26 protein-coding genes and 1 pseudogene are annotated in these 24,947 nt (G+C 66.3%); 16 read left to right on the top strand and 11 right to left on the bottom strand.

From position 1 onward, the window contains the following. The first annotated feature begins 87 nt into the window (after positions 1-87). The 4 genes and pseudogenes from KBZ14_RS14820 (at position 88) to KBZ14_RS14805 (ending at position 3,628) form a co-directional block, all read left to right on the top strand. Positions 88-495 carry a hypothetical protein gene (locus tag KBZ14_RS14820; RefSeq protein WP_255119115.1) on the top strand — a complete coding sequence of 136 codons (408 nt, stop codon included), beginning with the start codon at positions 88-90 and terminating at the stop codon, positions 493-495. A gap of 184 nt (positions 496-679) precedes the next feature. Further along, positions 680-1,635: pseudogene (locus KBZ14_RS14815) on the top strand (permease). Beyond that, positions 1,635-2,297 carry a TIGR03943 family putative permease subunit gene (locus KBZ14_RS14810; protein WP_255119114.1) on the top strand — a complete coding sequence of 221 codons (663 nt, stop codon included), beginning with the start codon at positions 1,635-1,637 and terminating at the stop codon, positions 2,295-2,297. The pseudogene KBZ14_RS14815 and the gene KBZ14_RS14810 overlap by 1 nt, the downstream one beginning before the upstream one ends. Continuing rightward, complete coding sequence (locus KBZ14_RS14805; protein ID WP_255119113.1) at positions 2,294-3,628, top strand: hypothetical protein; 1,335 nt, start codon at positions 2,294-2,296, stop codon at positions 3,626-3,628. Before KBZ14_RS14810 ends, KBZ14_RS14805 begins: the two co-directional genes overlap by 4 nt. On the opposite strand, the gene KBZ14_RS14800 is transcribed toward KBZ14_RS14805, so the two are convergent. Further along, positions 3,614-4,423 carry a metal ABC transporter permease gene (locus tag KBZ14_RS14800; protein ID WP_255119112.1) on the bottom strand — a complete coding sequence of 270 codons (810 nt, stop codon included), beginning with the start codon at positions 4,421-4,423 and terminating at the stop codon, positions 3,614-3,616. The two genes, KBZ14_RS14805 and KBZ14_RS14800, sit on opposite strands and share 15 nt — an antisense overlap. A gap of 34 nt (positions 4,424-4,457) precedes the next feature. Between KBZ14_RS14800 and KBZ14_RS14795 the strand changes: the two genes are divergently transcribed. Next, complete coding sequence (locus tag KBZ14_RS14795; protein ID WP_255119111.1) at positions 4,458-4,874, top strand: Fur family transcriptional regulator; 417 nt, start codon at positions 4,458-4,460, stop codon at positions 4,872-4,874. On the opposite strand, the gene KBZ14_RS14790 is transcribed toward KBZ14_RS14795, so the two are convergent. Beyond that, positions 4,871-5,566 (bottom strand): metal ABC transporter ATP-binding protein, encoded by a 696-nt coding sequence (locus KBZ14_RS14790; RefSeq protein ID WP_255119110.1) that lies wholly within the window; start codon positions 5,564-5,566, stop codon positions 4,871-4,873. The two genes, KBZ14_RS14795 and KBZ14_RS14790, sit on opposite strands and share 4 nt — an antisense overlap. A gap of 110 nt (positions 5,567-5,676) precedes the next feature. Between KBZ14_RS14790 and KBZ14_RS14785 the strand changes: the two genes are divergently transcribed. From KBZ14_RS14785 to KBZ14_RS14775, 3 genes are all read left to right on the top strand, one after another. After that, positions 5,677-6,696 carry a metal ABC transporter substrate-binding protein gene (locus tag KBZ14_RS14785; RefSeq protein ID WP_255119109.1) on the top strand — a complete coding sequence of 340 codons (1,020 nt, stop codon included), beginning with the start codon at positions 5,677-5,679 and terminating at the stop codon, positions 6,694-6,696. A 92-nt stretch (positions 6,697-6,788) separates the two neighbouring features. After that, a complete protein-coding gene (locus tag KBZ14_RS14780; RefSeq protein WP_255119108.1) occupies positions 6,789-7,382 on the top strand; it encodes a Crp/Fnr family transcriptional regulator in 594 nt (197 codons plus the stop codon). Between the two features lie 267 nt (positions 7,383-7,649). Then, complete coding sequence (locus KBZ14_RS14775; protein WP_255119107.1) at positions 7,650-9,284, top strand: iron uptake porin; 1,635 nt, start codon at positions 7,650-7,652, stop codon at positions 9,282-9,284. A gap of 38 nt (positions 9,285-9,322) precedes the next feature. On the opposite strand, the gene KBZ14_RS14770 is transcribed toward KBZ14_RS14775, so the two are convergent. After that, on the bottom strand, positions 9,323-10,828 hold the full coding sequence (locus KBZ14_RS14770) for an ABC transporter permease subunit (protein ID WP_255119106.1): 1,506 nt from the start codon (positions 10,826-10,828) through the stop codon (positions 9,323-9,325). 27 nt (positions 10,829-10,855) lie between these two features. On the opposite strand from KBZ14_RS14770, the gene KBZ14_RS14765 reads away from it, so the two are divergent. Continuing rightward, entirely contained in the window at positions 10,856-11,611 is a 756-nt protein-coding gene (locus KBZ14_RS14765) for an amino acid ABC transporter ATP-binding protein (protein WP_255119105.1), read from the top strand. 24 nt (positions 11,612-11,635) lie between these two features. On the opposite strand, the gene KBZ14_RS14760 is transcribed toward KBZ14_RS14765, so the two are convergent. Beyond that, entirely contained in the window at positions 11,636-11,803 is a 168-nt protein-coding gene (locus tag KBZ14_RS14760; RefSeq protein ID WP_255119104.1) for a hypothetical protein, read from the bottom strand. Here KBZ14_RS14760 and KBZ14_RS14755 point away from each other — a divergent pair. The 4 genes from KBZ14_RS14755 to KBZ14_RS14740 all read left to right on the top strand — a co-directional run bounded on the left by KBZ14_RS14755 (position 11,790) and on the right by KBZ14_RS14740 (position 15,357). After that, positions 11,790-13,283, top strand: a complete 1,494-nt coding sequence (locus KBZ14_RS14755) for an iron uptake porin (RefSeq protein WP_255119103.1) — start codon at positions 11,790-11,792, stop codon at positions 13,281-13,283. The genes KBZ14_RS14760 and KBZ14_RS14755 overlap by 14 nt on opposite strands. 127 nt (positions 13,284-13,410) lie before the next feature. After that, the gene (locus KBZ14_RS14750; protein WP_255119117.1) at positions 13,411-14,505 is read left to right on the top strand and encodes a CobW family GTP-binding protein; all 1,095 of its coding nucleotides are present in this window, start codon (positions 13,411-13,413) and stop codon (positions 14,503-14,505) included. 63 nt (positions 14,506-14,568) lie between these two features. Beyond that, positions 14,569-15,138, top strand: a complete 570-nt coding sequence (locus KBZ14_RS14745; protein WP_255119102.1) for a HupE/UreJ family protein — start codon at positions 14,569-14,571, stop codon at positions 15,136-15,138. Between the two features lie 72 nt (positions 15,139-15,210). Next, a complete protein-coding gene (locus KBZ14_RS14740; protein WP_255119101.1) occupies positions 15,211-15,357 on the top strand; it encodes a hypothetical protein in 147 nt (48 codons plus the stop codon). Positions 15,358-15,406: 49 nt separating this feature from the next. Here the strand turns inward: KBZ14_RS14740 and KBZ14_RS14735 are convergent, their stop codons facing one another. From KBZ14_RS14735 to KBZ14_RS14715, 5 genes are read right to left on the bottom strand one after another with little or no spacing between them, the layout of a single operon-like run. Continuing rightward, positions 15,407-15,877, bottom strand: a complete 471-nt coding sequence (locus KBZ14_RS14735; RefSeq protein WP_255119100.1) for a Fur family transcriptional regulator — start codon at positions 15,875-15,877, stop codon at positions 15,407-15,409. A 59-nt stretch (positions 15,878-15,936) separates the two neighbouring features. After that, the gene (locus KBZ14_RS14730) at positions 15,937-16,932 is read right to left on the bottom strand and encodes a lysylphosphatidylglycerol synthase domain-containing protein (protein WP_255119099.1); all 996 of its coding nucleotides are present in this window, start codon (positions 16,930-16,932) and stop codon (positions 15,937-15,939) included. After that, positions 16,932-18,164: a nickel pincer cofactor biosynthesis protein LarC gene (larC, locus tag KBZ14_RS14725; protein ID WP_255119098.1), complete on the bottom strand. Its 1,233-nt coding sequence runs from the start codon at positions 18,162-18,164 to the stop codon at positions 16,932-16,934. Before larC ends, KBZ14_RS14730 begins: the two co-directional genes overlap by 1 nt. Next, positions 18,161-18,820, bottom strand: a complete 660-nt coding sequence (locus KBZ14_RS14720; protein WP_255119097.1) for a hypothetical protein — start codon at positions 18,818-18,820, stop codon at positions 18,161-18,163. Before KBZ14_RS14720 ends, larC begins: the two co-directional genes overlap by 4 nt. Before the next feature lie 2 nt (positions 18,821-18,822). After that, positions 18,823-19,461, bottom strand: coding sequence for a hypothetical protein (locus KBZ14_RS14715; protein WP_255119096.1), 639 nt, complete (start codon positions 19,459-19,461; stop codon positions 18,823-18,825). Between the two features lie 115 nt (positions 19,462-19,576). On the opposite strand from KBZ14_RS14715, the gene KBZ14_RS14710 reads away from it, so the two are divergent. Continuing rightward, positions 19,577-20,395, top strand: a complete 819-nt coding sequence (locus KBZ14_RS14710; RefSeq protein ID WP_255119095.1) for a tetratricopeptide repeat protein — start codon at positions 19,577-19,579, stop codon at positions 20,393-20,395. Here KBZ14_RS14710 and KBZ14_RS14705 read toward each other — a convergent pair. Then, entirely contained in the window at positions 20,340-20,669 is a 330-nt protein-coding gene (locus KBZ14_RS14705; protein WP_255119094.1) for a hypothetical protein, read from the bottom strand. The genes KBZ14_RS14710 and KBZ14_RS14705 overlap by 56 nt on opposite strands. Before the next feature lie 136 nt (positions 20,670-20,805). On the opposite strand from KBZ14_RS14705, the gene xth reads away from it, so the two are divergent. Next, entirely contained in the window at positions 20,806-21,639 is an 834-nt protein-coding gene (gene xth, locus KBZ14_RS14700) for an exodeoxyribonuclease III (RefSeq protein WP_255119093.1), read from the top strand. 15 nt (positions 21,640-21,654) lie between these two features. On the opposite strand, the gene KBZ14_RS14695 is transcribed toward xth, so the two are convergent. Then, entirely contained in the window at positions 21,655-23,127 is a 1,473-nt protein-coding gene (locus tag KBZ14_RS14695) for an FAD-linked oxidase C-terminal domain-containing protein (protein WP_255119116.1), read from the bottom strand. Between the two features lie 136 nt (positions 23,128-23,263). Here KBZ14_RS14695 and hemL point away from each other — a divergent pair, with 136 nt between their 5' ends. Continuing rightward, on the top strand, positions 23,264-24,580 hold the full coding sequence (gene hemL, locus KBZ14_RS14690; protein ID WP_255119092.1) for a glutamate-1-semialdehyde 2,1-aminomutase: 1,317 nt from the start codon (positions 23,264-23,266) through the stop codon (positions 24,578-24,580). Positions 24,581-24,947 lie beyond the last annotated feature (367 nt).

Here is a 24,947-nt window from a genome sequence, read left to right as displayed (position 1 = left end):
GCCCATCCCATGGGCAAGCAATGGATGCCTTGCGCCAAACACGGCCAGGCCACCGGTTCAGCCCACAGCCACCACTGAGCCCACAGCATGAGCAACTGCGGTGAGCCTCCCAAGCTGGTGGCCTTTGGAATCGCCCCCCTCGGCATCATCTCCATCGGCATCGTGCCGATGGGTGTGGTGAGCATCGGCGTGGTGCCCATGGGTGTGCTCAGCCTCGGGGTGGTGGGCATGGGCGTGGTGAACGCCTGCGTGGTGGGCATGGGCGTGGTGGTGGCTGGCCTCAATGCCATGGGGATCTGGTCGCTCAGCCCACCAGGCAACGGCCATCAACACCACAGCAGCGGGGCTCCCCAGGAACAGCTGATGGCCTACCCCAGCAAGCAGGTGGCGCTTGAGAAAGCGCGCGCCCTCGGCTGCGATGGCGTGCATGCCATGGGCAATCTCTGGATGCCCTGCTCAGAACATCCCAGCCAAACGTCCACACACCAACACTGATCCATCTCCAACCACTACAGCCACCTGCAGAAAGCCGAAGCCCTCGAGTCGTACTAACGCGACAATCTGATCAGTTACTGCGGCAACCCCGTTAGCTGGAATACGGGTCCGTTCACGCCACACCACTGGCCCGTGGCACAGGCCGCTGAAAACCAGCCATGATGCTGACCCTTGCTCCCAGGCCTTGAACCGCCTCGCCAGCGCCTGGGCGATCTTCCAGGGCCTGCTGCTGGAGGCACTGCCCTTTCTGCTGATCGGCGTGCTAATCGCTGGCCTGGCCCGCTGGCTGGCCCCCGGGGGGGCCTGGTTGCGGAAACTACCCAGCCATCCGCTGCTGGGCCCCCTCACCGGTGCTGCCCTGGGCTTTGCCCTGCCCGCCTGTGAGTGCGGCAACGTGCCCGTGGCCCGGCGGTTGCTGGCGGGTGGAGCTCCAATAGGAACCGCTCTTGGCTTTCTGTTTGCCGCACCGGTGCTGAACCCGATTGTGCTGGCCAGCACCTGGGCCGCCTTCCCGAACCAGCCCTGGTTGCTGGCGGCCCGGCCCCTGGGGGCCCTGCTGCTAGCCCTGCTGTTGGCAAGTGTGCTGCGCCTGCTGCCGGAGGGCGAGCTTCTCAACCCTGTGCTGCTGGAGGAACGGCGGCTCACCCAACCGCTCCAGAGCGTGGGCCTGCTGGAGCGGCGCTCCGGCCTAGTGGGGGCCGCCGCGGTGCCGGTGGCTGCGGTGCCCACGCCGCGGCCACCCCTGGCGGAGGTGTTGCAGCACAGCAGCCGGGAATTCCTCGATCTGGCGGCCCTGCTGGTTCTGGGCTGCGCCATCGCCGCCCTAGTGCAAACCCTGCTGCCACGCAGCTGGCTGCTGGCGGTGGGGGGATGCCCACCCTGTCGGTGCTGAGCCTGATGCTGCTGGCGGTGGTGGTGTCGGTGTGCTCCAGCGTGGATGCCTTTTTGGCCCTGGGCTTCGCCGCCCAGATCACCCCCGGTGCCCTGCTGGCCTTCCTCGTGCTCGGCCCGGTGGTGGACCTCAAGCTGCTAGGGCTGTTCGGCGTGGTGCTCCAACCGAAAGCCATTGCCCTCACGGCCGCGGGGGCCAGCGTGGCCGTCCTGCTGCTGGGGCAATGGGTGAATCTGCTGCAGCTGTGATGCGATCCCTCAAGGTCGCCCCCCTGGCCCTCGGACTCTGGGGACTCGTGCTGCTGGTGAGCAGCCTCAGTGGCCGCCTCGACCTGCTGCTGCGGGGAGCATTCCACCCCCTGGTGGGCCTGAGCGGCGCCGCCCTGATCGCCCTGGCTGTGCAGCACCTGCGGGGGAGCGGCCAGCCCCAGCGCCCACGCCTGGCCTGGGTGCTGAGCGGGGCGGTGGCGCTGCTGGTGCTGCTGATCCCGCCCAATCCCTCCTTCAGCGATCTGGCGAGTAACCGGCCGGCGGAGCTGGTGGAGGAGCCGGCGCTGAGCTTTGTGCTCCCCCCGGCCCAGCGCAGCCTCACCGACTGGGTGCGCCTGCTGCGCAGTCAGCCGGATCCCAGCCTCTACTCCGGGGATCCCGTGCGGATCAGCGGCTTCGTGCTGGCCCAGGAGGGAGATCGCCCCCAGCTGGGGCGGCTGCTGGTGCGCTGCTGTCTCGCGGATGCCACCCCGGTGGGCCTGCCGGTGCGTTGGCCCAATGGCTACCTGCCCAAGGCCGATACCTGGCTGGCGATCCGCGGCTCCATGGGCGTGGAGCAGGACAACGGCGAGAGTCGCAGCGTGGTGCTGCCCCGCCAGATTCGCCCGATCCCCCGGCCGGCGCGGCCCTTGGAGCCATGAGGCAAGCCCTACGGCGAGCCTGGCTGGCCCTGGCAGCAGGCCTGGCTCTCGCGGGCGTGCAGCAACAGCTGCTGCTGCGCCGGCCACCACGGCTGCTGGAGCTGCAGTCGTCGACGGCCAGCTCCGGGCCCGCCGCCCTGCGACTGCGCTTCAGCCGGCCCATGCAGCGAGCCAGCCTGGCCCGCTCCAGCCAGCTCGAACCCTCCCTGGCCCGGCGCTGGCTGGGGGAGAGCAATCCCCTGCGCCTGCTGCTGGATCCGGGCCAGCGAATCCCTGGCCCCCTCAGCCTGGCGCTGGCCGGCCAGGACGCCCGGGGGCTGCCGCTGCAACCCCAGCGCTGGCGCTGGGATCCGCGGCCCTTCCTCTTGGCGGTGGTGCCCGTGCCCGGCGGGGAACAGGTGCAGCTGCAGGGGCGCGATGGTCGCTGGCGACCCCTCAGCCCGGTGTTCGCCCGCATCCCCAACGTGATGCCCCTGGGCGATGGCTCGGGCCTGGCGCTGCTGAGCGGCGATAGCCAAAACCACCAGCGGCTGTGGATGCTGCCCCTGCAGCAACGCAATCTGGCGCCTTGGCAGCAGGGGCTCACCGAACCCCAAGCGGGGGCCCTGCAGCCGCTCAGCCCAAAGCCCCTGCTCTTCGCCCACCTGAGCAGCAACCGCCGCGGCGATCTGCTGGTGCAAGCCGGCAGTGCCGCCCTGGAGCCGGGCACCACGACCCTCTGGCCCCGGCATGGCCAGCGCCAAACCCTCAACCAGAAAGCCTCCGGCCCGATGCAATTGCTGCCGGAGGGCGGCGGGGTGGTGGTGCCTGAACTCGAAGGCCTGACACTGCACTCCCTGCCGGGGCAACCTCACCGCCGCCAGGTGCTGCCGGGCAGCCGCGACCTCAGCAGCTTCTGTCCAGTGAGTGGCCGTGCCCTGCTAGTGCGCCACTGGCCCGACTACCGCCGCTCCCTGGAACTGGTGGAACCCGGCCAGGCACCCAGGCAGCTGTGGCTGGGCAGCGAAGCCGTGCTGGCCAGCGCCTGTGATCGCGGCGGCGAGCGGGCCTGGCTCGTGATCAGCGACTGGGCCCGGGGCGCCCAGCTACAACTGCTGGCCCTGAATCGCCGCGGCGCCGTGATGCGGCAGCGCAGCCTGGCGGGCTGGGAGCTGGAACCCGGCGCGCCGATGGCCCTGGATGCCACGCGCCAGCAACTGCTGCTCAGCCTGCGCTCCCGCCAAGGGGCGGCCCGCTCTGAGGCCCAGCCGGTGCTGATCGATGCCTCCAGCCTCGCGATCCAGCCGCTGCCCAAACCCGTGCGCCTGGCCCTATGGCTACCCGCCAGCTGAACGACGGGCCTGGAGGGCCGCCAGGGGCAACAGGCCCATGCAAAGCAGACCGATCAGAGGCCCGGGCGGCAGGTTCACTGCTGGCTGGATCGCCACGAGAAAGCCCGTCCCACTGATCGCCATCCCCACCAGGGCCGAGCGCGCCAGGGCCTGGCGGAGGCTGGAGGCCCCGCCTAGGGCCACCAGGGCCGGGGCACCCATCAGGGCGATCACCAGCACCACGCCCACGGCGGTCATGGCGCTCACCACCGTGAAGGCCGTGACCAGGGTGAGCAGCAGCCGCAGCCGCCGCACCGGCAGGCCAGCACCGGCCGCGCCGAGGGGATCCACCCCCAGATACACGTAGTGGCGGTAGCGCAGGGCCAGCAGCAGCAACACCGCCGCCAGGGCCAGCAGGCTGCGCAGCAAGTCGGCGGGTGCTGCGGCCAGCAGATCACCGAACAGCACCGCCTCGAGATCCACGCGGATCTGCAACAGGGGAATCAACAGCACCCCAAGGCCAAGAAAGCCTGCCAGCACGGTGTTGAGCACCGCCTCATCGCCCCCCTCACCGGGGCGATCGCCGCGGCTGAGCCGCTCCGCCAACAAAGCCCCGGCTACACCGCTGATCACACCGCCGAGGCCCGGGTCCCACTGCAGCGCCACCGCCAGGGCAAGGCCTGGCAACACGGCATGGGACACGAGATTGGCGAGGAACAGGCGCCGCTGCACCAGCAGCAGAGTGCCCGCCAGGGGACACAGCCCGCCGATTACCAGGGCCAGCAGCAGCGGCAGCAGCCACCAGACACGCTCCATAGGATCACTTCACTCCGCCCCAGCCGGCCCGGCCATGTCCACCCAGGTTGCCGCTCCGAGCGATCGCCAGCAGCTGTTGCTGGCCAAGTTGCGGCTGGCCGACCGAGAACTCTCCGGCCAGGACCTGCACGCCCTGCTGCGCCAGGGGCCCCAGGCCATGGGACTGGCCACGGTGTATCGCCACCTGCGCCAACTGCAGCAGCGGGGGTTGATCCGCTGCCGCCACCTGGCCAGTGGCGAAGCCCTATTTGCCCCCACCGAGCGGGACGAACACCACCTCACCTGTGTGAACTGTGGCGCCACCGTGGCGCTCGAACACTGCCCCATGCACGATGTGCACCTTCATGGCGAGCAGAGCTCGGGCTTCCAGCTGCTGTTCCACACCCTGGAGTTCTTCGGGCTGTGCCGCAGCTGCCAGGAACGCCAGGCCGGTCAAGCCCAGCCGAGCTAACCACAGCAGTGGTTGCCCACGCGCAGGTCGCCGAGGGCATGGCGCACCTGCTGGGGGGTGCCGTCAGACAGCAGGCAGCGATCGAGAACCAGCACCCTGTCATAGGCGTCGAGGTCGCGGCCCCAGTCGTGGCTGCTCACCAGCAGGGTGAGGCCGGCATCGCGCAGCTGCCCCATCACCTTCAGCAGCTGCGTGCGGGACGGGGGGTCGATGGCGGCACAGGGTTCATCCAGCAGCAGTACCCGGGCCGGTTGCACCAGGGTGCGTGCCAGCAGGGCCCGCTGCTGCTGGCCGCCGGACAGTTGATCCAGGCGCCGGCCGGCCAAACCCGCCAGACCCACCCGTTGCAGAGCGGCCTCCACATCGCAACAGCCGGGGCGCTTGGCGGCCAGCCGCCCCAGGGCCACCAGCTCGCGGACGCTGATGGGGAAGTGCCAGGCAATCTCGCCCCGCTGGGGCATCAGGGCCAGCTGCTGCCGCACCAAGGCGGGAGTGAGGGACACCCCATCCAAGCGAATGGCGCCCTCCTCGATGGGGAGATTGCCCTCGATGGCCTGGAGCAAGGTGCTCTTACCGGCGCCGTTCGGGCCTACCAGGGCCGTGAGCGTGCCGGGGTCCAGCGCAAAGCTCACCCCATCGAGGGCCAGGTCGGCGCCACGGCGCACCCGCAGCTGGCTCACCTCGAGGGACACGCAAGACCGCCAGAAGCACACCAACGCTAACGACCACCCAGGGAGCGAGCCTCCCTTGAGAACCATTATCGTTCCTTGAGCAGTGGCGGTGTTAGTCGCCAATCGTTGCCATGACTGCCCCTCGGCCCCGTGCCTCCAGCCTGCGCGTCGCCGCAGCGGCCAACCTCGGCATGGCCCTGGCCCTAGCGGGCTGCAGCGCCCCTCAGCCCCCCGAGGTGATCGCCGCCGATGGGGTGCTGTGCGACATCACCCAACGCCTGGCCGCCGACGACCTGAGGGTGAGCTGCCTGCTGCAGCCCGGCGAAGACCCCCACCAGTTCCGCCTAACCCCCCAACAGAGCCGGGAGCTCAGCCAGGCCCCCCTGGTGCTGATCAACGGCTATGGGCTCACCCCCGCCCTGGCCAGCCACAGCGGCGCCCTGGCCGTGGCGGAACGGGCCGTGCCAGACAGCCCCCAGCTCACGGGCCCGCCACCAGACCCCCACCCTCAGCACGACGGCCACCACGCCGAGGAGCCGAGCGAAGCGCACAACCACGGCGACCGGGATCCCCACGTGTGGCACGACCCCAGCCAGGCCAGCGCCATGGTGCAGCTGGTGGCCCGGCAGCTCGAGCAGCTGAAGCCAGCGGCCAAGGACCGCATCACCGCCCGGGCCCAACAGATGACAGCGTTGCTCGGGCAGCTCGACCGCTGGAACCGCCAGCAGTTGGCCAGCATTCCCACGGCCAAACCCCTCGCCAGCGGGCACCGCGCCTTCGCCAGCCTGGCGAAGGCCTATGGGCTTGAAGAACTCCCCCTGGTGGATGGCATGAGCAGCAGCGATAGCCTCCGCCCCCAGGCCTTCCAGGCGGTGCTGGCTAACTTGCAGGAGAAGAAGGTGCCCATGCTGTTTGCCGAGCAGCAGCCAGCCAGCAAGGCCCTGCAGCGCATCAGCAGCCTGAGCGGCGTGCCCCTGGCCCCCGCCCCTCTGGTGGCCGATGGTCTGGCCAAATCCAGTGCGGGCAGCGGGTCCAGCACCTTGGTGGCCACCCTCACGGCCAACACCTGCCTGATCGTGAATGGCCTGGGCGGCCGCTGCAACCAGGCCAGTGGCAAGAGCCTGGCGCAGCGCTGGCAAGCCATCCGCTGACAGCCGCAGTGTTGCTACTGAGAGTCGCTTGCAAGAAGACGGGCGCTCCGTCTAGGTTGCGAGCCATTCTCAACAAGGCTGGTACTGGGGCGATGGGTTTCCGCTTTCTCGATGGCCATTCCGAGGGTTCCATCCGCCTGCCAACGGGGCACTCAGCCCTGATCAATCCCTGCCAGGACTCCACCGGCAGCGCCATGGAGGTGATCGATGGCATCGCCCGGGTGTTCTGCCCCTGCGAGGAAACCGAGGGGATGACCATTGCCTTCCTGCAGGCGGGTGAATCCCTCCGCACAGATCGTCTCTGCAGCGACGGGGTGTGCGTGGAAGCCATCACACCATTGCTGTTCCGCAGCCTCAGCAACGGGCAGCCCGGTCAGGGCGTGGATCCCGTGAACGAATGGACCCTCCAGCTGCTGCGCATTCGCCATCTCGGCACTGCAGAGCAACGGCTCCATGCCCTACTGGGGCTCCTGGTGAACCGGATGGGCAAGCGCTGTGGCGACTGGTGCGTGCTGCCCTTCCGCCTCAAGCACGAGCGCATCGCCGAGCTGATCGGCACCACCCGCGTCACGGCAACCAAGCTGTTGTCCAGCCTTCGGGTGAGCGAGCAACTGCACACCCCCACTCAGACCCCTGGGCTCTGGCTGGCACCAGAACTAATCGCCGCTGCACCCCTGGCCGCCTGAACACCCGAACCCGCCATGAACCAGACCAACGGCCACCCAGCACTGCATCAGGCCAAGACAAAAGGCTGCAAGAAGAAAAAATGTTCCAACTGGAAGGGTGGGCAATGCTGCTGCGGTCGTGAGTGAGGCGGCCGGCTCCAGCGACGACGGCGGCGCCTGTCCTTGCATCCGACACAAACCGGCAACCGGGCACCGACTTCCCCGTGAGAACCGTTATCATTATACCGCTGTCAACTAAGGCACCCTTCCCTGTTGGGCGTCGTGACCATGAACAGATTCCAGAAGCTGCTTCTGGCGCCTGCCGCCCTGGGCCTGATGGCTCCTGTGGCTGCATCCGCCGCCGACCTGAACATCGCTGGCGTCAGCCAGTACGGCTCCGAGGAGCAGGTGACTTCGATCACCCAGTTCTCCGACGTGCAGCCCACCGACTGGGCGTATCAGGCTCTGAGCAACCTGATCGAGCGCTACGGCTGCGTTGCGGGCTACCCCAACGGCACCTACAAGGGCAAGCAGGCCATGACCCGCTATGAAGCGGCCGCCCTGCTGAACGCCTGTCTCGACCGGATCACTGAAGTGACCGACGAGCTCAAGCGCCTCATGAAGGAGTTCGAAAAGGAACTCGCCGTGCTGAAGGGCCGCGTGGATGGCCTCGAGGCCAAAGTGGCCGAACTGGAAGCCACTCAGTTCTCCACCACCACCAAGCTCAGCGGCATCGCCACCTTCGTGCTGGGAGCCAACAGTTTCGGCGGCACCGGTACCTCCAACCTGCAGGCCCAGGCCCGTGCCACAGAGGGTGGCACCAGCTTCAACTACGACGTGCGCCTCAACCTCGACACCAGCTTCACCGGCAAGGATCTGCTGCGCACCCAACTGCGGGCCGGCAACTTCGCCGACTCCGGCTTTGGCGGGGGCGGCACGGTGGGAACGAACGATGCGGCCCTGTTGCTGAACCAGTTGGAGGTGGCCTTCCAGCAGGACTGCGGCACGGATACCGACTGCGGCGACGTGGTAGCAATCCAGCGCCTCTTCTATCAGGTCCCCGTGGGCAATGCCCTCACCCTCACGGTGGGCGGCAAGGTGCGCCAGGACGACATGCTCGCCATGTGGCCAAGCGTGTATCCCTCAGACACCCTGATCGACTTCTTCACCTATGCCGGAGCTCCCGGCGCCTACAACTCCAACCTCGGCCCTGGCCTGGGGCTGTGGTGGAAGCAAAGCGGTTGGAGCGTTAGTGCCAACTATGTGGCCGGCAACGGCGACAACGGCACCCCCAGCGCGGGAGGCATCGGCACCAGCGGTTCTGAACAAACCGGCACCCTGCAGCTGGGCTACAGCAACGACACCGTCGGCATTGCCGCTGCCTACACCTATTCCAAGGGAGTTGGCGTGGCGTCTGGCACCCCCTTCGCCGTGCTGAGCACCTCAGGCAACGGTGATCGCTTGCTCGGGCTCGACACCAGCTCGACGATGAATTCCCTGAGCCTCAGCGCCTATTGGCAGCCCAGCAACAGCGGCTGGATTCCCTCGATCAGCACCGGCTGGGGGCTCAACACCACCAGCGAAACCAACCCGACCTTCAACTTCAATCAGCTGCAATCACAATCGTGGTATGTGGGGCTGCAGTGGAGTGATGTGCTGCTCCCTGGCAACAAGGCCGGCATGGCCGTGGGCCAACCCACCTTCGTGACCCGCTGCGGCGACGCCTGCGAGGGCACCCCTCAAGACGCTCAGTACGCCTGGGAATGGTGGTACGGCCTCCAGGTCACGGACAACATCACCGTGACGCCCTCCATCTTCTATCTCAGCAACCTGTTGGGGCAGGTGGCGAAACAGGAAACCGGCAACGGTGTCGCCAGCCTCAGCGACTTTGGTGGCCTGGTGAAAACCACCTTCAAGTTCTGACAGCAAGCAGTCTCTTCACGCCCCCCAGCCATCCGGCATCAGGCCGGAATGCGCAGACGAGCCTCCAATCGCTTGAAAATCAAGGACGCCGTCGTTGTCATGAGCAAATACACCAAGGCAACAGCAATGTAGATCTCAAAGGCTTTATAGGTGGTGGCCACCATCAACTGCCCCTGTCGGAATAATTCATCAAAGCCAATCACAGCCGCCAGGCTTGTGTCCTTAATCAAGGTGATGAATTCATTGGCCAGGGGCGGCAGTACACGACGAAGGGCTTGAGGAGCAACCACAAAACGCATCCGCTCCAGTGGACTGAAGCCCAAGGCATCGGCGGCCTCCCATTGACCGCGATCAATCGATTCAATCCCGCTACGCAGCGTCTCAGCCAGATAGGCAGCCACATTCAGGCTCAGAGCCATAACAGCTGCGGCCACCCGATTGATCGTAAAGGGCACCTCCATACTCTGAATCAGAGCTGGCAGTCCGAAATAGATCAGAAACAGCTGCACAAGCATGGGGGTACCCCGAAAAAAATCGATGTACACCCGGCACAGCCTGTGAGCCAGCGGCCAAGGAGCCTGCAAAACCATGGCCAGACCCGTTCCGCCCAGCAAACCAAAGCTGAAGGACAGCCCCGTGAGCATCAGGGTGACGCCAGCCCCCTTAAACAAGTTGCTCAGCAGTAACCCCAGATCCAAGCCCACAAAAGGAGCTGCGGGTTGATTCAGCTCTGGTGCCAGCGCAGGTAACAGCGGTGGCTTGGCAGCAAACCACTGGCGATAGAGGGCCGCATAGCGACCGCTATTGATCAAAGATTCCAATCCACGATTCACAGCGGCCTGGATCGGTGAGTTCGTGGGCAGAGCAATGCCGTAATACTCAGTGCTGAGATGCTCGCCGGCGATCCGCAAGCCGGTGAGCTTCGCCTGATCAATCGCATAGAGAATAGCCGGAACATCACTCACCACAGCATCCGCATTGCCATTGGCCAGCTCCTGCAGGGCCAATGGTGTGGAATCGAAATTGCTCACCTTGGCGGCCGGAACCTTGGCAGCTTCAAGGGCACCGGTGGTGCCGATCTGCACGGCAAGTCGTAGACCCTTGAGATCCTTGAAGCCACTGATCTGAGGTCCGCCATCCCGCACCACAATCGCCTGACCAGCCTGAAAATAAGGACGGCTGAAATCGATGGCACGAGCTCGCTCAGGAGTGATCGTCATGGCGCTGATCGCCAAATCGACACTGCGAGACTGCAGAGCTGGAATCAGGCCATCAAAGGGCAGGGCCACCAACTCGATAGGATGACCAGCCTCTTTACCTAAGGCCTGGACCAGCTCAATATCAAAGCCGCTGATCGCGCCAGTCTGATTGTCACGAAATTCAAACGGTGGGAAGGTTGGATCCGTGCCCACTTTCCAAGGGGTCGATGGCGCCGCCCATGCGTTGCCGAGCAGGCCGACGGCCAAGAGCCCAATCAATACCGCGGCAATGACGCGCCACAACGCAGACCTTCGCTGCATACTGTGCTTCAGACGGTGCGCCATGGCTCCTGCATCTCGTTCGTTTCCAGCATGACGCTCACTTCTACCTCAGAACCTGTGCTGCAGTGCAGTGACCTGCACAAAAGCTACGGCGACCTTCAGGTGCTGCGCGGAGTCAGTGCCAGCGTGCATCCAGGTGATGTGGTTTCCATCATCGGGCCCTCAGGCTGCGGCAAAAGCACCTTTCTGCGTTGCCTGAATCGGCTGGAAAGCTTTCAGCAAGGGCAGCTGCAGGTGATGGGTGACGATGTATCGGGGAGCGAGCTGCACTGGCGCCAGCTGCGACAACTCCGCATCCGCGTGGGGATGGTGTTCCAGCAGTTCAACCTGTTTCCTCACCTCACAGTGCTGGACAACCTGGTGATGGCACCCAAGCAAGTTCTCAAGTTATCCATTGCGGAATGCCAGCAACGGGCACGCCACCACCTCGCCCAAGTGGGGCTTGCCGAGCGTGCCGATGCCTACCCGGGCCAATTATCCGGCGGCCAGAAACAACGGGTGGCCATCGCCCGCAGCCTTTGCATGAACCCAGCCGTCATGCTGTTCGATGAACCCACCAGCGCCCTCGATCCAGAGCTGGTGGGCGAGGTGCTGCAAGTGATGCGACTGCTCGCCGAGACCGGCATGACCATGCTGGTGGTGACCCATGAGATGCGCTTCGCACGCGAGGTTTCGAGCCATGTGTTGTTCTTTAACAATGGCCTGATCGAGGAGCAAGGCAAGCCATCGGACGTCTTCAGCAATCCCCAAAGCCACCGATTGCGCAGCTTTCTCGATCGGCAGTAGCACCGTGATGGCAAACACAATCATTCATGGCTTCAAGACAACATCACCGAGCCGATCCCGCCAGCCCCAACGATTAAAACCAGCCAAAAGCCTGATTGCGGCAGCCAGCAGCTTGGCTTCTGTGGCCATCGTGCTCCATGCGATCCCTGCCTGCAGGCTTGCAGCCGCCGCTGAACTGATGCCAGCGGCCACCATCGATGGCGATGTGGATCGATCCTCCAGCAGTGATCAACAGATGCCCACAGCTGCCCAGTTCTCCGACCTGCAGCCCACCGACTGGGCCTATCAGGCGTTGAGCAATCTGATCGAGCGCAACGGCTGCGTTGCGGGTTACCCCAACGGCACCTACAAGGGCAAGCAAGCCATGACCCGCTATGAAGCGGCCGCCCTGCTGAACGCCTGCCTCGACCGGATCACGGAAGTGACCGACGAGCTCAAGCGCCTGATGAAGGAGTTCGAGAAGGAACTCGCCGTGCTGAAGGGCCGCGTGGATGGCCTCGAGGCCAAAGTGGGCCAACTGGAAGCCACGCAGTTCTCCACCACCACCAAGCTCAGCGGCATCGCCACCTTCGTGCTGGGAGTCAACAGCTTCAGCGGCACGGCCACAGACCTGGTGGACCGAAGCCAAAGCAGCTTTGGCGCCACAACGTTCAACTACGACATGAAGCTGATCATGGATACCAGCTTCAGCGGCAAGGATCTGCTACGAATCAGACTACGAGCTGGCAACTTTGACTCCACCTCAAACAGCTTTGGCGGTGCTGGACCCAGCACCCTATCGCAGCTAGAAGTAGCGTTCCAGGAACAATCCGGGGCCGACAATATCGGGATTAATCGCATCTATTACCAATTACCAGTTGGAGACTTCACCTTCACCATTGGCGGTCGCGTGGAGCAAGACAACATGGTGGCGATCTGGCCGAGCCTCTATCCAAGCGACACGATCCTTGATTTGATGACCTTTGGGGGATCCATCGGCGCCAATGACCTGGATATCGGCGTTGGTGCTGGCGTGTGGTGGCAGAAACACGGTATTGCCATCAGCACCAATTACGTGGCAGCCAATGGCGAGCTGGGCGATCCAAGCGACGGTGGTATTGCCACCCAGCAAGCCGGTGGTACGGGAACGCTTCAAATCGGCTATGCCGCCAAGCAATGGGCCATCGCCGCGACCTACGCGGCCATCCAGAATGGTGATAATCCGATCCCATACGGCACCAACTTCGCGCTGAAAAGCTTCAACGTTCCAGGCAACACCTCCGCCTTTGGTCTTGGCGGCTACTGGCAACCCACAGAACCCGGCTGGATCCCCTCGATCAGCGCCGGTTGGGGAATCACTGCCACCCGCTACACCACCAACACAGATAACGCGAACCTCGTGGGTGAAACCCAATCCTGGAGTGTGGGATTGATGTGGGACGACGCCCTCCGGAAGGGCAACGTGTTCGGGATGGCCGTTGGCCAGGCCACCTTCGCCACCAGCCTCAACAGCGGCAAAACCCCCAACGACAGCAATTACGTGTGGGAATGGTGGTACAGGATCCGGCTCACCGACCACATCGCCTTGGTCCCGGCGCTCTTTTATCTGAGCCGGCCCTTGGGCGCTGACACGCCAGCAAGCCAGAGCTTCAACCAGCTCGGCGCCCTGGTCAAGACCAGCTTCAAGTTCTGAGCCAACGGCGTGATCAGCCCTTGGTGCCAGCCAACCAAGGGCCACGGGGGATCAGACTCGGATCCAACGCTCCCTAGCCCTCCAGCGCGTGATTGCCAACGTCACCACCTCCGAGCCCAACGCCCTGATCCAGCCGGACCCCACCGCCACCGGCTTGCCGGTGACGATCCTCACCGGCTTCCTCGGAGCTGGCAAAACCACCCTGCTGAACCACATCCTCAACAACCAGCAGGGGGTGAAAACGGCCGTTCTGGTGAACGAATTCGGTGAGATCGGCATCGACAACGACCTGATCATCGCCACCGGCGAGGACATGGTGGAGCTGAGCAACGGCTGCATCTGTTGCTCCATCAACGGCGAGCTGCTGGAGGCGGTGTACCGCATCCTCGAGCGCCCCGAGCCGGTGGACTATCTGGTGGTGGAAACCACTGGTCTGGCGGACCCCCTGCCCGTGGCCATGACCTTCCTGGGCAGCGATCTACGCGACCAGACCCGGCTGGACTCGATCATCACCCTGATCGACGCCGAGAACTTCAGCGACGAGATTCTTGATGGCGAGGTAGCCCGCGCCCAGGTGGTGTATGGCGACATCCTGCTGCTCAACAAGTGCGACCTGGTGAGCCCAGAGCGCCTGGAGGAGGTGGAGGGGCGCCTGCGGGAGATCAAGACCGACGCCCGGATCCTGCACTCCGTGAAGGGGGAGGTGAGCCTGCCCCTGCTGTTGAGCGTTGGGCTGTTCGAAAGCGACAAGGTGGCCGCCCAGCAAGACCACGAGGACTGCGACCATGACCACGGGCACTGCGTGCATGAACACGATCACGAACCGCAGCACGACCATCAGCACGACCACGGCCACTCCCACCACCACGATCACAACGCCGCTGATCACCCAGGCGCCGATCACCTCGCTATCGAGGGCTTCACCTCGCTCTCCTTCAGCAGCGAGGGGCCCTTCGCCCTGCGCAAGTTTCAGAACTTCCTCGACAACCAGCTACCCGCTGGGGTGTTCCGGGCTAAGGGCATCCTTTGGTTCAACGAGAGTGCCAAGCGCCATGTGTTCCATCTGGCGGGCAAGCGCTTTTCCATCGACGACAGCGAATGGAGCAGCCCCGAGGCCCGCAAGAACCAGTTGGTGGTGATTGGCAAAAACCTCGACCACGCCAAGCTGCGCAAGCAACTCCAGGCCTGTGTGGCCAAGGACGCCGGCAAGGGCTTCGCCTGAAGCGATACTGAGGATCTGCACGGTTCCCCACCCACCCCTGCACCGGCGCGGACCGGACCAGCCATGCCCTCCTTTCCCACCCGTTCCCTGGCCCTCACCGGCACAGCAGGCTTCGGCCTCAGCCTGCTCTCCGCCCTGCCGGTCGGCGCCCACGGCAGTGCCGATGCGGGGGCCATGGCTGGAGCCCTGCACCCGCTGCTGGGGCTCGACCACCTGCTGCTTCTGGTGGGGGTTGGCCTAATGGCCGCGCGTTTCGGCACCGGTGTGCTGGTCTGGGCCCTGGGCGGCGCCCTGGTGGGTGGCCTGTTCGGGAGTGCCGGCGGTCACCTACCCGGAGCCGAGCTGTTGGCAGCCTTGGCCGTATCCGCCCTGGGGCTGGCCCTGCTGCTGTCCCAGCGCCTGAGCCTGCGGCTTCCCGCGGCGGTGGTGGCTGGCAGTGTGGCCATCCACGCCATGCTCCATGGCCAAGAATCCAATGGCACGGCCCTGTGGTGGCTGGGAGCCCTCGTGGCCTCCGTGGCTGTGGTGAGCGTGAGCCTGCAGGCGGGTCGCCAATTGCCCCCCCGTTGGAGTCTGATCACCGCCGGTGGCCTGGCCCTGGCCGGCGGTGCCCTGGCACTCGCGCCGCTCTGAACCAAACCGCAGCGGTGGGCACACCACTCCAGGTGAACCCGGCTACGCTGAGTCGACCCCGCGCCAAATCTGATGGCCGATGTTGTGCTTTTCGCCGCTGTGCTTGCACTCTTCGGCCTGGCCTACTGGCTCACCGCCGGATCGGACGATGACAACGGCGGTGGCGGCTTGATGCAACCGGTGCTGGTTCCGGTGCGCAGCCAACGCCCGACTCGCTGATCCCTAGCCAGGGAAAGCCCCCACCCCGGGGGCTTTGTTGTAGGGGCCGTCAGGTGGCTTCCGCCGCAGCGCAGCTGCGGCACAGAGCCCGGACATTCAGCACACACTCCAACAGGCGAAAGCCGTGGTGCTCAGCGGCCTGCTGGCCGGCCTGCAGCACCGCCTGGCTCTCGAATTCCTCGGTCAGCCCGCAACGCACACACACCAGGTGGTGATGGTCGCGATGGTGATCGCCAGCGGCGAGTTCAAAGCGGCGCCCACCCTCGGGCAGCTCCAGCTCCCGCAGCAGATCCATGGAGCTCAACAGCCGCAGGGTGCGATACACCGTGGCCAGCGACACCCGCTCCTCAGCCCTGAGCAACCGCTGATGCACCTCTTCGGCGCTGAGATGGGTGCCCTCGCCGATGCGCTCAAACAGGGCCAACACCCGCTGGCGCTGGGGCGTGAGTCGCTGTCCCCGGCCATGGAGCGAACTGCGCAGAGCCTCGGGCTGCAACTCGGGCGCCGGAGCTGAGGGCATGGCCAGCTCAAGGGTTTGTTCTCAACAGTAACGCCTGTTGCGAACCGTCGCCAACCCGTTCAGGCCGGCGGCTGGTCCAGCCGGGCTACACCAGCCCCCAGCAGATCCGCCAAGGTGGTGATCAGCCGGTAGCTGATGGCCACCGCCAGTAACGGTGCTTCCGGCACAGCCACCGCTAGCCGCAGCAGCAGCACGGCTTCAAACACCCCTAGGCCTCCGGGAGCACCGGGCACCACCAGGCCTGCGGTCCAGGCCAGAGCAAAGCCCGCCAGCCACCCGCCCCAGCCCAGGGCAACAGAGAGATCAAAGGCCTGCACGCAACAGGCGAAACCGCCGAAGCGCAGAAGCACAAACGTCAGTTCGGCCAGCAGTGGCGGCCAGGGGTAACCGGACAGCTGCAGGCTGTCAGCGACCAGCTCCAGCAGGGCCCCGGGCGCCTCCTCCAACAGTCCGCGGCCTACCAACTGGCGGGCGCGCTGGCGCTCCAAGCGCTCCAGAAGCGGATTCAGCCAGCGGGGCAGCAGCACGAGCAGCGGTAGCAGGCACAGGAGGCTCAAACCGGCCTGCCAGCCACCGAAGGGCACCAGAGCCAGGGCCGCCACGGCCATCACCAGCGGATCCAGCAGCACCGCCATCAGGGCTTGGGGGATCGCCAGCGGCGCGGCCACTGGGGCATGGACCGCGCCATCAGCCCTGTGGAGCGCCCGAACCCGTGCCACCAGATGCCACACCCCTCCAGGGAGGTATTTGCGCAGATTCGAGCTGAGAAACAACAGCACCAGGGGTGCCCAGCGGGGTTGCAGGCCCAGCCACCGCAGGCCCACCCCCCAGGCCAGGCCGTTCACCACCAGGCTCAACAGGCTGACGCCCACCCCCAACAGCAACCAGCACCAGCCCTGGCCATCGAGGCTGAGCTCCAGCAACTGGCGGCCATGGGCCAGGAGCGCCGCCAGCAGAAAACCAAAGCTGGCCAGGGTCACCCACAGGCGCGCGCCCCCTGGCAAGGGCGACAGACGCTGCAGCAGGGGAGCAAGGGCAGGCAGGCGCTTCAACATCAGGGCGTGGTCTTCGGGGTCTCCAGCAGGGCCAGCACCCACCGGCGCACCTGGGCCAGCGGCAGGCCATGGCGACGGGCAATGGCTGCCAGATCCTCATACTCGGGCTTGGCGGCCAACCCACCATCAGGCCGCTGGGCCCGCTTAATCCGCACCGGTCCCCAGGGGGTCTCGAGGTTGTGGCCGCTGCGGGGCAGAGCCCAGCGCTGCTGCAGCTGCTCCCGCACCCCCAGGCTGCTGCCATGGCGCCACCACACCTGGCGCAGGGCAGGCCCAAGCTCTGGGGCCGCCAGGGCCGTGAGCAGAACGCCGCAACGGCCCTTCTTCATCTGCACCGACTGGCTGAACACCTCGACCGCCCCCGCCTCCCGCAGCTGCTCCGCCAGAAAGGCCAGGTCTTCAGCGGTGGCATCATCGATCTGAGCCTGCTGCAGCAGCAGGGGCTCGAGCCGGGCGGGATCGCTGGCTGGCCCTGCCACTGAGGCCTGCAGGGGCTCGGCCAGCAGCACCCGCAACAGGTTGGGGCGATCCAGCTGGCGACTGCCGAGGCCGATGCCCACCGCCCGGGGCACCAAGGCGGGCGGCTGGGCAAAGCGATCGGCCCAGGCCGCCATCAGCACCAGGCCCGTGGGGGTGGTGAGTTCAGCGGCGGGGAAGCCCTCGCTGGAGGCCAGGGGGACGCCGCGGCGGCGGGCCAGCTCCAGCACCGCCGGAGCGGGCAGGGGCAGGAGCCCATGGGCCGTGGCCACCGCGCCATGGCCCGCCGGCGGCGGCGTACATACCACCTGACTCACGCCGAAGTGCAGCAAGCCAGCGCACACCCCCACCACATCCACCAGGGCATCGAGCGCCCCCACCTCGTGGAAGTGCACCTGGTTTGGAGCATGGCCGTGCACCGCGCCTTCGGCCTCGGCCAGCAGCGTGAACACCTGCAACACCCGCTCCTGCAACGGCGGCGGCAGCGGCGCCGCCACGATCCGCTCGCGCAGCTCCAGCCAGTGGCGATGGGGAGGGTCGGCCTCGAGCGACTCCACCGCCAGGTGCAAGCCACGCAGGCCACCGCTGCGGCGCTGCTCCAGCTGCAGGCGGTAGCAACCCGCCAGACCCAGGGCCGCCAGGGGTTCGGCCACCACCGCCTCTGGCAGGCCCAGATCGAAGAGGGCCGCCAGCAGCATGTTGCCGGCCAGGCCCGTGGGGCAGTCCACTACCGCCAGGGACGTGGGCCACGTCATGGGAGCAGCCGCGGGGCCTGCTGCACCAGCAGCTCAGCCTGCTCCTCCAGCTGGAGGCGCCGATCCCGCAGCCACTGCTCCACCTCGCGGCGGGCGCGGCGCTGCTCCCGCTGGGAGGTATCCACATCAAACCCCGAGAGGCCCCAGAGCCGGCCCAGCAAGGCCCGGTCGTCCACTCCACCGCGGGAGGAGCCGTAGATCAACACTTCCGCGGCCATGCCGGCCTGCAGAACGCGGCTCCAACGCCGCAGGTCTTCAGCGGGGAGCTTGGCGTGGGCCGGGGGCTCGAACTCCGTGCTGCCGTTAGCGGCCAGCCCCTGACGCAGACAGGCCAGGCTGCCCACAAGCACCTGCTTCACCGGCAGGTTGTTCTCGGCTGCCACCAGCAGGTGACCAGCCTCATGGATGGCAATGCGCCGCAGCCGGGCCGTTCCAATGCCGGCGGGCAAGGTTTCCGCCACCAAGTGGCCGCCCAGGCCACCGAAGCGGGCTGCGTCCAGGGTGAGGGCGGCAAAGCCGCCGCCAAACGCCACGGCGATCAGCCAAGGGGACACCCCCACCAGCGGACCGACCACCGCAGCCGCCGTAACGCCCGCCACGGCCACCCCTGCCGAGAGGGCCTCGGTGGAGCCGGCGGACCCCTCCGGCCGGCGCATACTCAGCGGCCCCGCTTTCCGCCGCGGCCCTTGCCACCGCGCTGGGGCACCGGGCCGATCACCTCATGCTGTTCAAGGTGCAGCAGCTGGCCCTGGCGGCGCAGGTCGAGGGCCACGAAATGGCGCAGATTGTCCATCGGCAGCTCCCCCTTGAGCTGGAGCTTGAAGGGGGTGGGGCGGCTGCCATCCGGGCGGGGCTGTTGGCGGATCTTCACCACGATGTCGCCGTCCTCCGGGCGGGTGTAGATCAGCTCACCGCGCACGGAGAAGTAGTCGTCGCCCTCGGGCAGCTCATCACTGGGAGCTGCAGGGGCATCGCCGGAGCCGGCTGCCTGGGTGGCGATCTCGGTGGCCGCCAAGGTGCTGGGCTCCCAGACGCCCACCAGCTGCAGATGCAGCTGCTCGGCCTCGCGGTAACGGGGATAGGCCACCCAGAGGTGGGACTTGCCCAAATCGAGATGACGCCGCATCAGCGTCAGGACGCGGCCCAGCACTACGGCTTCAATGTCCGTGCCGTCGTCGGTACGGATCACACCCCGGGTGAGCTGCTCGGGATCGGCGGGGATGTAGGTCCCCCGCACCACACCGATGGCCCGGTACTGCATCGGTTCGGTGACCGGGGAAATGGGATGGTGACGCATCGTGGCTGGAACCCTCTGGGCGCTCGTGATGACCTGGGCCCGGCCGCCAATGTAACCAGCCCCTGCGGAGGCCCCAGACTTGGCGCCACCCATTGGCTCCACCATGCCGCCTCGCGTGAGCGCCCCACCCCGCCCGGCCCTGCTGATGGCCCTGGGAGCCACAGCCCTGGTGGCGGTGTCCCTGACGGGGGGCTGGTGGCTGGGCCAGAGGAGTGGCGCCGATAGCAACAACCGCTCCCAAAGCGCCCTGGAACGCCAGGCCAATCTGCTGCAAGACCGCCTCGCCGCAGGCTCCGCCAGCGATGCTGACCGCCAACAACTGGTGCAGGTGCTTCTGGCCCTCGGCGACCAGAAGCAGGCCACGGTGTTGCTGGAACAGATGGCCGATCAGCAGCCGGAGCAGTGGCAACTCAGGCTCCTGCTGGCGGAACTGCGGCGCAACGGCAACGACCGAGCCGGCGCTGAGCGGGAAGTGCGCCAGCTGCTCAACCTCAAGCCCGATCGCCTTGAGGCTCTGCAGCTGATGGCCCTGCTGCAGCTGGAACAGGGCCGCGGCCAACAGGCCAACGCCCAGCTCAAGGCCCTGCTGGAGAAAGCCAGCAAACCCGTTGTTCAGCCGAGCGCCATCCCCATCGGCCTGCTGCTGGGGGATCTGCTGCAACGTCAGGGCCAGAAAGGGGAAGCCGAGGCCCTCTACGCCAAATTGGCGAGCGCTCTACCGCGGGATCCACGGCCCCTGCTGGCCCTGGCCCTGCTGCAACAGGAGCGGGGCGACACCAAAGCCGCCCAGCAATCCTTGGCCCTGGCCCGCAGCCGCCAGCCCGATAAGAACGATCCGCGTCTGGATCAAGTGGCTACCAGCTGGGGCCTCAGCAGCCTCAGGGGGCCTTCACAGCGGCCGCCGGAGTCGACGACTGAACGTTCAGCTCCTTGAGGGCCGCATCGATCGCGTCGGTGGGGTTGGTGGCGTCGTCCATGGCGGTGCCCTTACGAATCTTGTTCATCAGATCCATGGGGTTGCCGGAATCGAGGATCGTGCCGCCCTTGGTAGAGCTGTTGGTGCCACTGGGGCCGTAGTCGTAGAACTTCTGTTGCTGGGTGGACATGCCAGCGGCGTAATCGGCCCGGGCCGGCCCCTGACCCAATAGCTCGGCAGCTCCAACAGCCACGAGAACAGCGGTGGCGAACGGGGCGAGGCGGCGATCCATGGCCTGCGCAAGTGTTGGACGTAGGCCCATGCTAGGTGCACCATCTGGCGCCTCTGGAATTGGTGCACCATGGGGCACCATTTCCGCACACTGGCGCGCTGCGCCCAGCGAGCCTTGCCCCCCCTTGATCCCTGCAATGCGTATTGCCAGCTGGAACGTGAACTCGGTGCGAACCCGCCTGGATCAGGTGCTGGCCTGGCTGCAGGAGGAGCAGCCCGAGGTTCTGTGCCTGCAGGAAACCAAGGTGACCGATGAGCTGTTTCCGCGGGCAGCCTTTGAGCAACTCGGCTATGCCACAGCCATCAGCGGCCAGAAGGCCTACAACGGCGTCGCCATCCTGAGCAGGCTCCCCCTAGACGACGTGCAGATCGGCTTTGACGCCCTGTTGCCCGACGACCCTGAAGCTCCTGGCCTAAGCGAACAGAAGCGGGTGATCAGTGCGCTGATCGATGGGGTGCGAGTGCTGAACCTCTATGTGCCCAATGGCAGCGCGCTCAAGAGCGAGAAATACCCCTACAAGCTGGAATGGCTGGCCTGTCTGCGGCGCTACCTGGCGGCCCAGGAGCAGCAGGGGGATCCCCTCTGCATGCTGGGCGACTTCAACATCGGCCCCGAAGCCCGCGACCTGCCCGATCCCGAGCGCCAGACCGGCGGGATCATGGCGAGTGAACCTGAACGCACCGCACTTCAGGCCGCCCTCGACGGGCGCCTCATCGATGTGTTCCGGATGTTCGAACCCAGCAGCGGCCACTGGAGCTGGTGGGACTACCGCAGCGGCGCCTGGGACCGCGATCAGGGCTGGCGCATCGACCACATTTATCTGTCTGACGCCTTAATGGACTGCGCCACGGGCTGCGTGATCCACAAGCGCACCCGCGGCAACGAGCAGCCGAGCGACCATGCCCCCGTGGTGGTGAACCTGGCCTGGCCCCAGGCGGATGGCGAGGCGGACAACGACGACTGGGTCTGACGACAGGCCTGGCCTTCAGAAAACCAAGGCATCCGCGGGCAGCTCCACACCCCTGACCTTCAACTCCACCAGGCGCCCCAGGGATTCGCCGCAGCTCTTGGGTGTCGGGAAGATCTTGCCGGGATTAGCCAGCCCATCGGGATCGAAGGCGCGGCGCACCAACTGCATGCTGGCCAGGTCGTCGGGGCTGAACATCCAATCCATGTAGCAGCGCTTATCGCTGCCCACCCCGTGCTCGCCGCTGATGCTGCCACCGGCCTCGATGCAGAGGCGCAGGATTTCACCGCCGAGGGCCTTCACCCGCTCATTCACCCCGGGATCTCCGGCGCGGTAAAGGATCAGCGGGTGCAGGTTGCCATCCCCGGCGTGAAACACGTTGGCCACGGGCAAGCCGTGCTCACCACTGAGCTGCTCGATGGCCGCCAGCACCCCCGGCAGTGCGGTGCGGGGCACAACGCCATCCTGCAGGTAGTAGCTGGGGTACTGGCGGCCGAGGGCCGTAATGGCGGATTTGCGGCCTTTCCAGAGGCGGGTGCGGGCCTCCTCAGTCCAGGCCTGGCGCACCCCACCGGCGCCCGCTTCCAGGCAGAGGCGGCTGGCCAGCTCCACCGAATCCTTCACCTCCAGGGCGTGGCCATCCAGCTCGATCAACAACACCGCGGCGGCATCGCGGGGGTACTCGTCCACCCCGAAGTAGTCGTCCACCGCCTGAATGCAGAGGCTGTCCATCATTTCCATGCCGGCAGGCAGCACCCCAGCGCCGGTAACCCGCCGCACCGCCTCGCCGGCCGCCTCCATGGAAGGGAAGTCGGCGAGCAGCACCGCCACGGTTTCAGGGGCACGCAGCAACCGGAGGGTGATGGCCGTGGCAATGCCGAGGGTGCCCTCACTGCCGATGAACACCCCGCGCAGATCGAGCCCTGGCATCTCCGGAAGGCCGCCCCCGAGGGTGGTGACGGTGCCATCGGGCAGCACCACCTCCAGCTCCAGCACGTGGTTACTGGTGACGCCGTATTTAAGGCAGTGCACGCCACCGGAGTTCTCGGCCACGTTGCCACCGATGCTGCAGGCCACCTGGCTGGAGGGATCGGGGGCGTAATAAAAGCCCTCGCCGGCCACGGCCCGGGTCACCCAGCTGTTGATCACACCGGGCTGCACGGTGACCCGCTGGTTCTCCAGATCCAGGTTCAGCACCCGACGCATGCGGCTGGTCGCAATCACCACGGCGTCCTGCTCGGCGAGAGCACCGCCAGAGAGGCCGGTGCCGCTACCCCGGGCAATGAAGGGAACGTTCAGCTGGGCGCAGCAGCGCACCACAGCCACCACCTGCTCGGTGGTTTCGGGGAGCACCACCAAACGGGGCTGATGGCGGGTCAGGGTGAGGCCATCACAGTCGTAGGCCAGCAACTCCTGACGGGCCGCCACCACACCGCGGGGGGGCAACAGGCTGCGCAGCTGGCGCTCAATCAAGCCCCAATCGGGGGTCACGGCCACTCTTCAGGCGGTGCCAAGACCTTAACGAGCTCCACGCCACTGGACCGCAGGGGCCTCAATTGCGTAAGGATGGGCCACGCTTGCGCCCCTGAGGGGCTTCAGGCACCCTTCACCGTCTGCGGATCCCGCCTTGACCTCGGCCCCTGTTTCGGCTCCTGTGCACAACACCACCCGGTCCCAGGAACTCTTCAGTGCCGCCCAGACCCTGATGCCTGGTGGCGTCAGCTCACCGGTGCGGGCCTTCCGCTCGGTCGGCGGGCAGCCGATCGTGTTCGACCGGGTGAAGGGCGCCTACGCCTGGGATGTGGACGGCAACCGCTACATCGATTACATCGGCAGCTGGGGGCCCGCCATCTGCGGCCACGCCCACCCCGAGGTGATCGCCGCCCTGCATGAGGCCCTGGACAAGGGCACCAGCTTCGGCGCCCCATGCGCCCTAGAGAACACGCTCGCCGAAATGGTGATCGAGGCGGTGCCCTCGGTGGAGATGGTGCGCTTCGTGAACAGCGGCACCGAGGCCTGCATGTCGGTGCTGCGGCTGATGCGCGCCTTCACCGGTCGCGAAAAAATCATCAAGTTCGAGGGCTGCTACCACGGCCACGCCGACATGTTCCTGGTGAAGGCCGGCTCCGGCGTAGCCACCCTCGGCCTGCCGGATTCCCCCGGCGTACCCCGCACCACCGCCGCCAGCACCCTCACCGCCCCCTACAACGACCTGGAGGCCGTGAAGAAGCTGTTCGCGGAGAACCCCGGCGAGATCGCCGGCGTGATCCTCGAACCCGTGGTGGGCAACGCCGGCTTCATCACCCCGGAGCCGGGCTTCCTGGAGGGCATCCGCGAACTCACCAAGGAGAACGACGCCCTGCTGGTGTTCGACGAGGTGATGACCGGCTTCCGCATCAGCTACGGCGGTGCCCAGGCCAAGTTCGGCATCACCCCCGATCTCACCACCATGGGCAAAGTGATCGGTGGCGGCCTGCCCGTGGGCGCCTACGGCGGCCGGGCCGACATCATGGCCATGGTGGCTCCCGCCGGCCCCATGTACCAGGCGGGCACCCTGAGCGGCAATCCCCTGGCCATGACCGCCGGCATCAAGACGCTTCAGCTGCTCAAGCAGCCCGGCACCTACGAGCGCCTGGAGGCCGTGACCCAGCGCCTGATCGACGGAATCCTGGAGGGCGCCCGCAGCGCCGGCCTGCCGATCACCGGCGGATCGATCAGCGCCATGTTCGGCTTCTTCCTCTGCGAAGGCCCGGTGCGCAACTTCGAAGAGGCCAAGGCGGCCGACACCGCACGCTTCGGCAAGCTGCATCGCGCCATGCTCGAGCGCGGCGTGTACCTCGCGCCCAGCGCCTTCGAGGCCGGCTTCACGTCCCTGGCCCACTCCGACGAGGACATCGACGCCACCATCGCGGCCTTCAGGGAGTGCTTCGCGCTGGTGGCTTGAGCCAAGGCGGCAACGAAACCACTGGGCCTCAATCATGAATTGAGGCTTTCACCTTGAGCCATTGCAGCCATCAGGCTTTGCATGCAGATCAGGCGGAACTCCGATATTCAGCTGGCCTGAGTACTTTGACACTCTCAATCCCTTTGTGCCTGGTTTTGGCGCTATAGACAAAACGAGAAAAGATCAACTCCAGGATGCGCTGGTGCATGCTCACGCGGTTCAACGCCTCCGGGTGCCATGCAGGGCTGATTCAAAGTGTGTCACAGGCATTCTTGCAATGGCTGCGAGCATGGGGTGAGGTCGGTGGAATTGCCCCCTCTCAGTGCTCCAAAGCGTTTCTGCCGCAACCGATCTCGATCTGATCAGC

It is taken from the genome of Synechococcus sp. HJ21-Hayes (genome assembly GCF_024345835.1).
In the GTDB taxonomy this organism is placed as follows: domain Bacteria; phylum Cyanobacteriota; class Cyanobacteriia; order PCC-6307; family Cyanobiaceae; genus Vulcanococcus.
This window is presented reverse-complemented; position numbering and strand designations above follow the sequence as displayed.

Bases quoted from the DNA above. Each gene is read 5' to 3' on its own strand.
- KBZ14_RS14820 (WP_255119115.1), top strand. From the start codon at position 88: ATGAGCAACTGCGGTGAGCCTCCCAAGCTGGTGGCCTTTGGAATCGCC.
- KBZ14_RS14810 (WP_255119114.1), top strand. From the start codon at position 1,635: ATGCGATCCCTCAAGGTCGCCCCCCTGGCCCTCGGACTCTGGGGACTC.
- KBZ14_RS14805 (WP_255119113.1), top strand. From the start codon at position 2,294: ATGAGGCAAGCCCTACGGCGAGCCTGGCTGGCCCTGGCAGCAGGCCTG.
- KBZ14_RS14800 (WP_255119112.1), bottom strand. From the start codon at position 4,423: ATGGAGCGTGTCTGGTGGCTGCTGCCGCTGCTGCTGGCCCTGGTAATC.
- KBZ14_RS14795 (WP_255119111.1), top strand. From the start codon at position 4,458: ATGTCCACCCAGGTTGCCGCTCCGAGCGATCGCCAGCAGCTGTTGCTG.
- KBZ14_RS14785 (WP_255119109.1), top strand. From the start codon at position 5,677: ATGACTGCCCCTCGGCCCCGTGCCTCCAGCCTGCGCGTCGCCGCAGCG.
- KBZ14_RS14780 (WP_255119108.1), top strand. From the start codon at position 6,789: ATGGGTTTCCGCTTTCTCGATGGCCATTCCGAGGGTTCCATCCGCCTG.
- KBZ14_RS14775 (WP_255119107.1), top strand. From the start codon at position 7,650: ATGAACAGATTCCAGAAGCTGCTTCTGGCGCCTGCCGCCCTGGGCCTG.
- KBZ14_RS14770 (WP_255119106.1), bottom strand. From the start codon at position 10,828: ATGGCGCACCGTCTGAAGCACAGTATGCAGCGAAGGTCTGCGTTGTGG.
- KBZ14_RS14765 (WP_255119105.1), top strand. From the start codon at position 10,856: ATGACGCTCACTTCTACCTCAGAACCTGTGCTGCAGTGCAGTGACCTG.
- KBZ14_RS14755 (WP_255119103.1), top strand. From the start codon at position 11,790: ATGCCAGCGGCCACCATCGATGGCGATGTGGATCGATCCTCCAGCAGT.
- KBZ14_RS14745 (WP_255119102.1), top strand. From the start codon at position 14,569: ATGCCCTCCTTTCCCACCCGTTCCCTGGCCCTCACCGGCACAGCAGGC.
- KBZ14_RS14740 (WP_255119101.1), top strand. From the start codon at position 15,211: ATGGCCGATGTTGTGCTTTTCGCCGCTGTGCTTGCACTCTTCGGCCTG.
- KBZ14_RS14735 (WP_255119100.1), bottom strand. From the start codon at position 15,877: ATGCCCTCAGCTCCGGCGCCCGAGTTGCAGCCCGAGGCTCTGCGCAGT.
- KBZ14_RS14730 (WP_255119099.1), bottom strand. From the start codon at position 16,932: ATGTTGAAGCGCCTGCCTGCCCTTGCTCCCCTGCTGCAGCGTCTGTCG.
- larC (WP_255119098.1), bottom strand. From the start codon at position 18,164: ATGACGTGGCCCACGTCCCTGGCGGTAGTGGACTGCCCCACGGGCCTG.
- KBZ14_RS14720 (WP_255119097.1), bottom strand. From the start codon at position 18,820: ATGCGCCGGCCGGAGGGGTCCGCCGGCTCCACCGAGGCCCTCTCGGCA.
- KBZ14_RS14715 (WP_255119096.1), bottom strand. From the start codon at position 19,461: ATGCGTCACCATCCCATTTCCCCGGTCACCGAACCGATGCAGTACCGG.
- KBZ14_RS14705 (WP_255119094.1), bottom strand. From the start codon at position 20,669: ATGGATCGCCGCCTCGCCCCGTTCGCCACCGCTGTTCTCGTGGCTGTT.
- xth (WP_255119093.1), top strand. From the start codon at position 20,806: ATGCGTATTGCCAGCTGGAACGTGAACTCGGTGCGAACCCGCCTGGAT.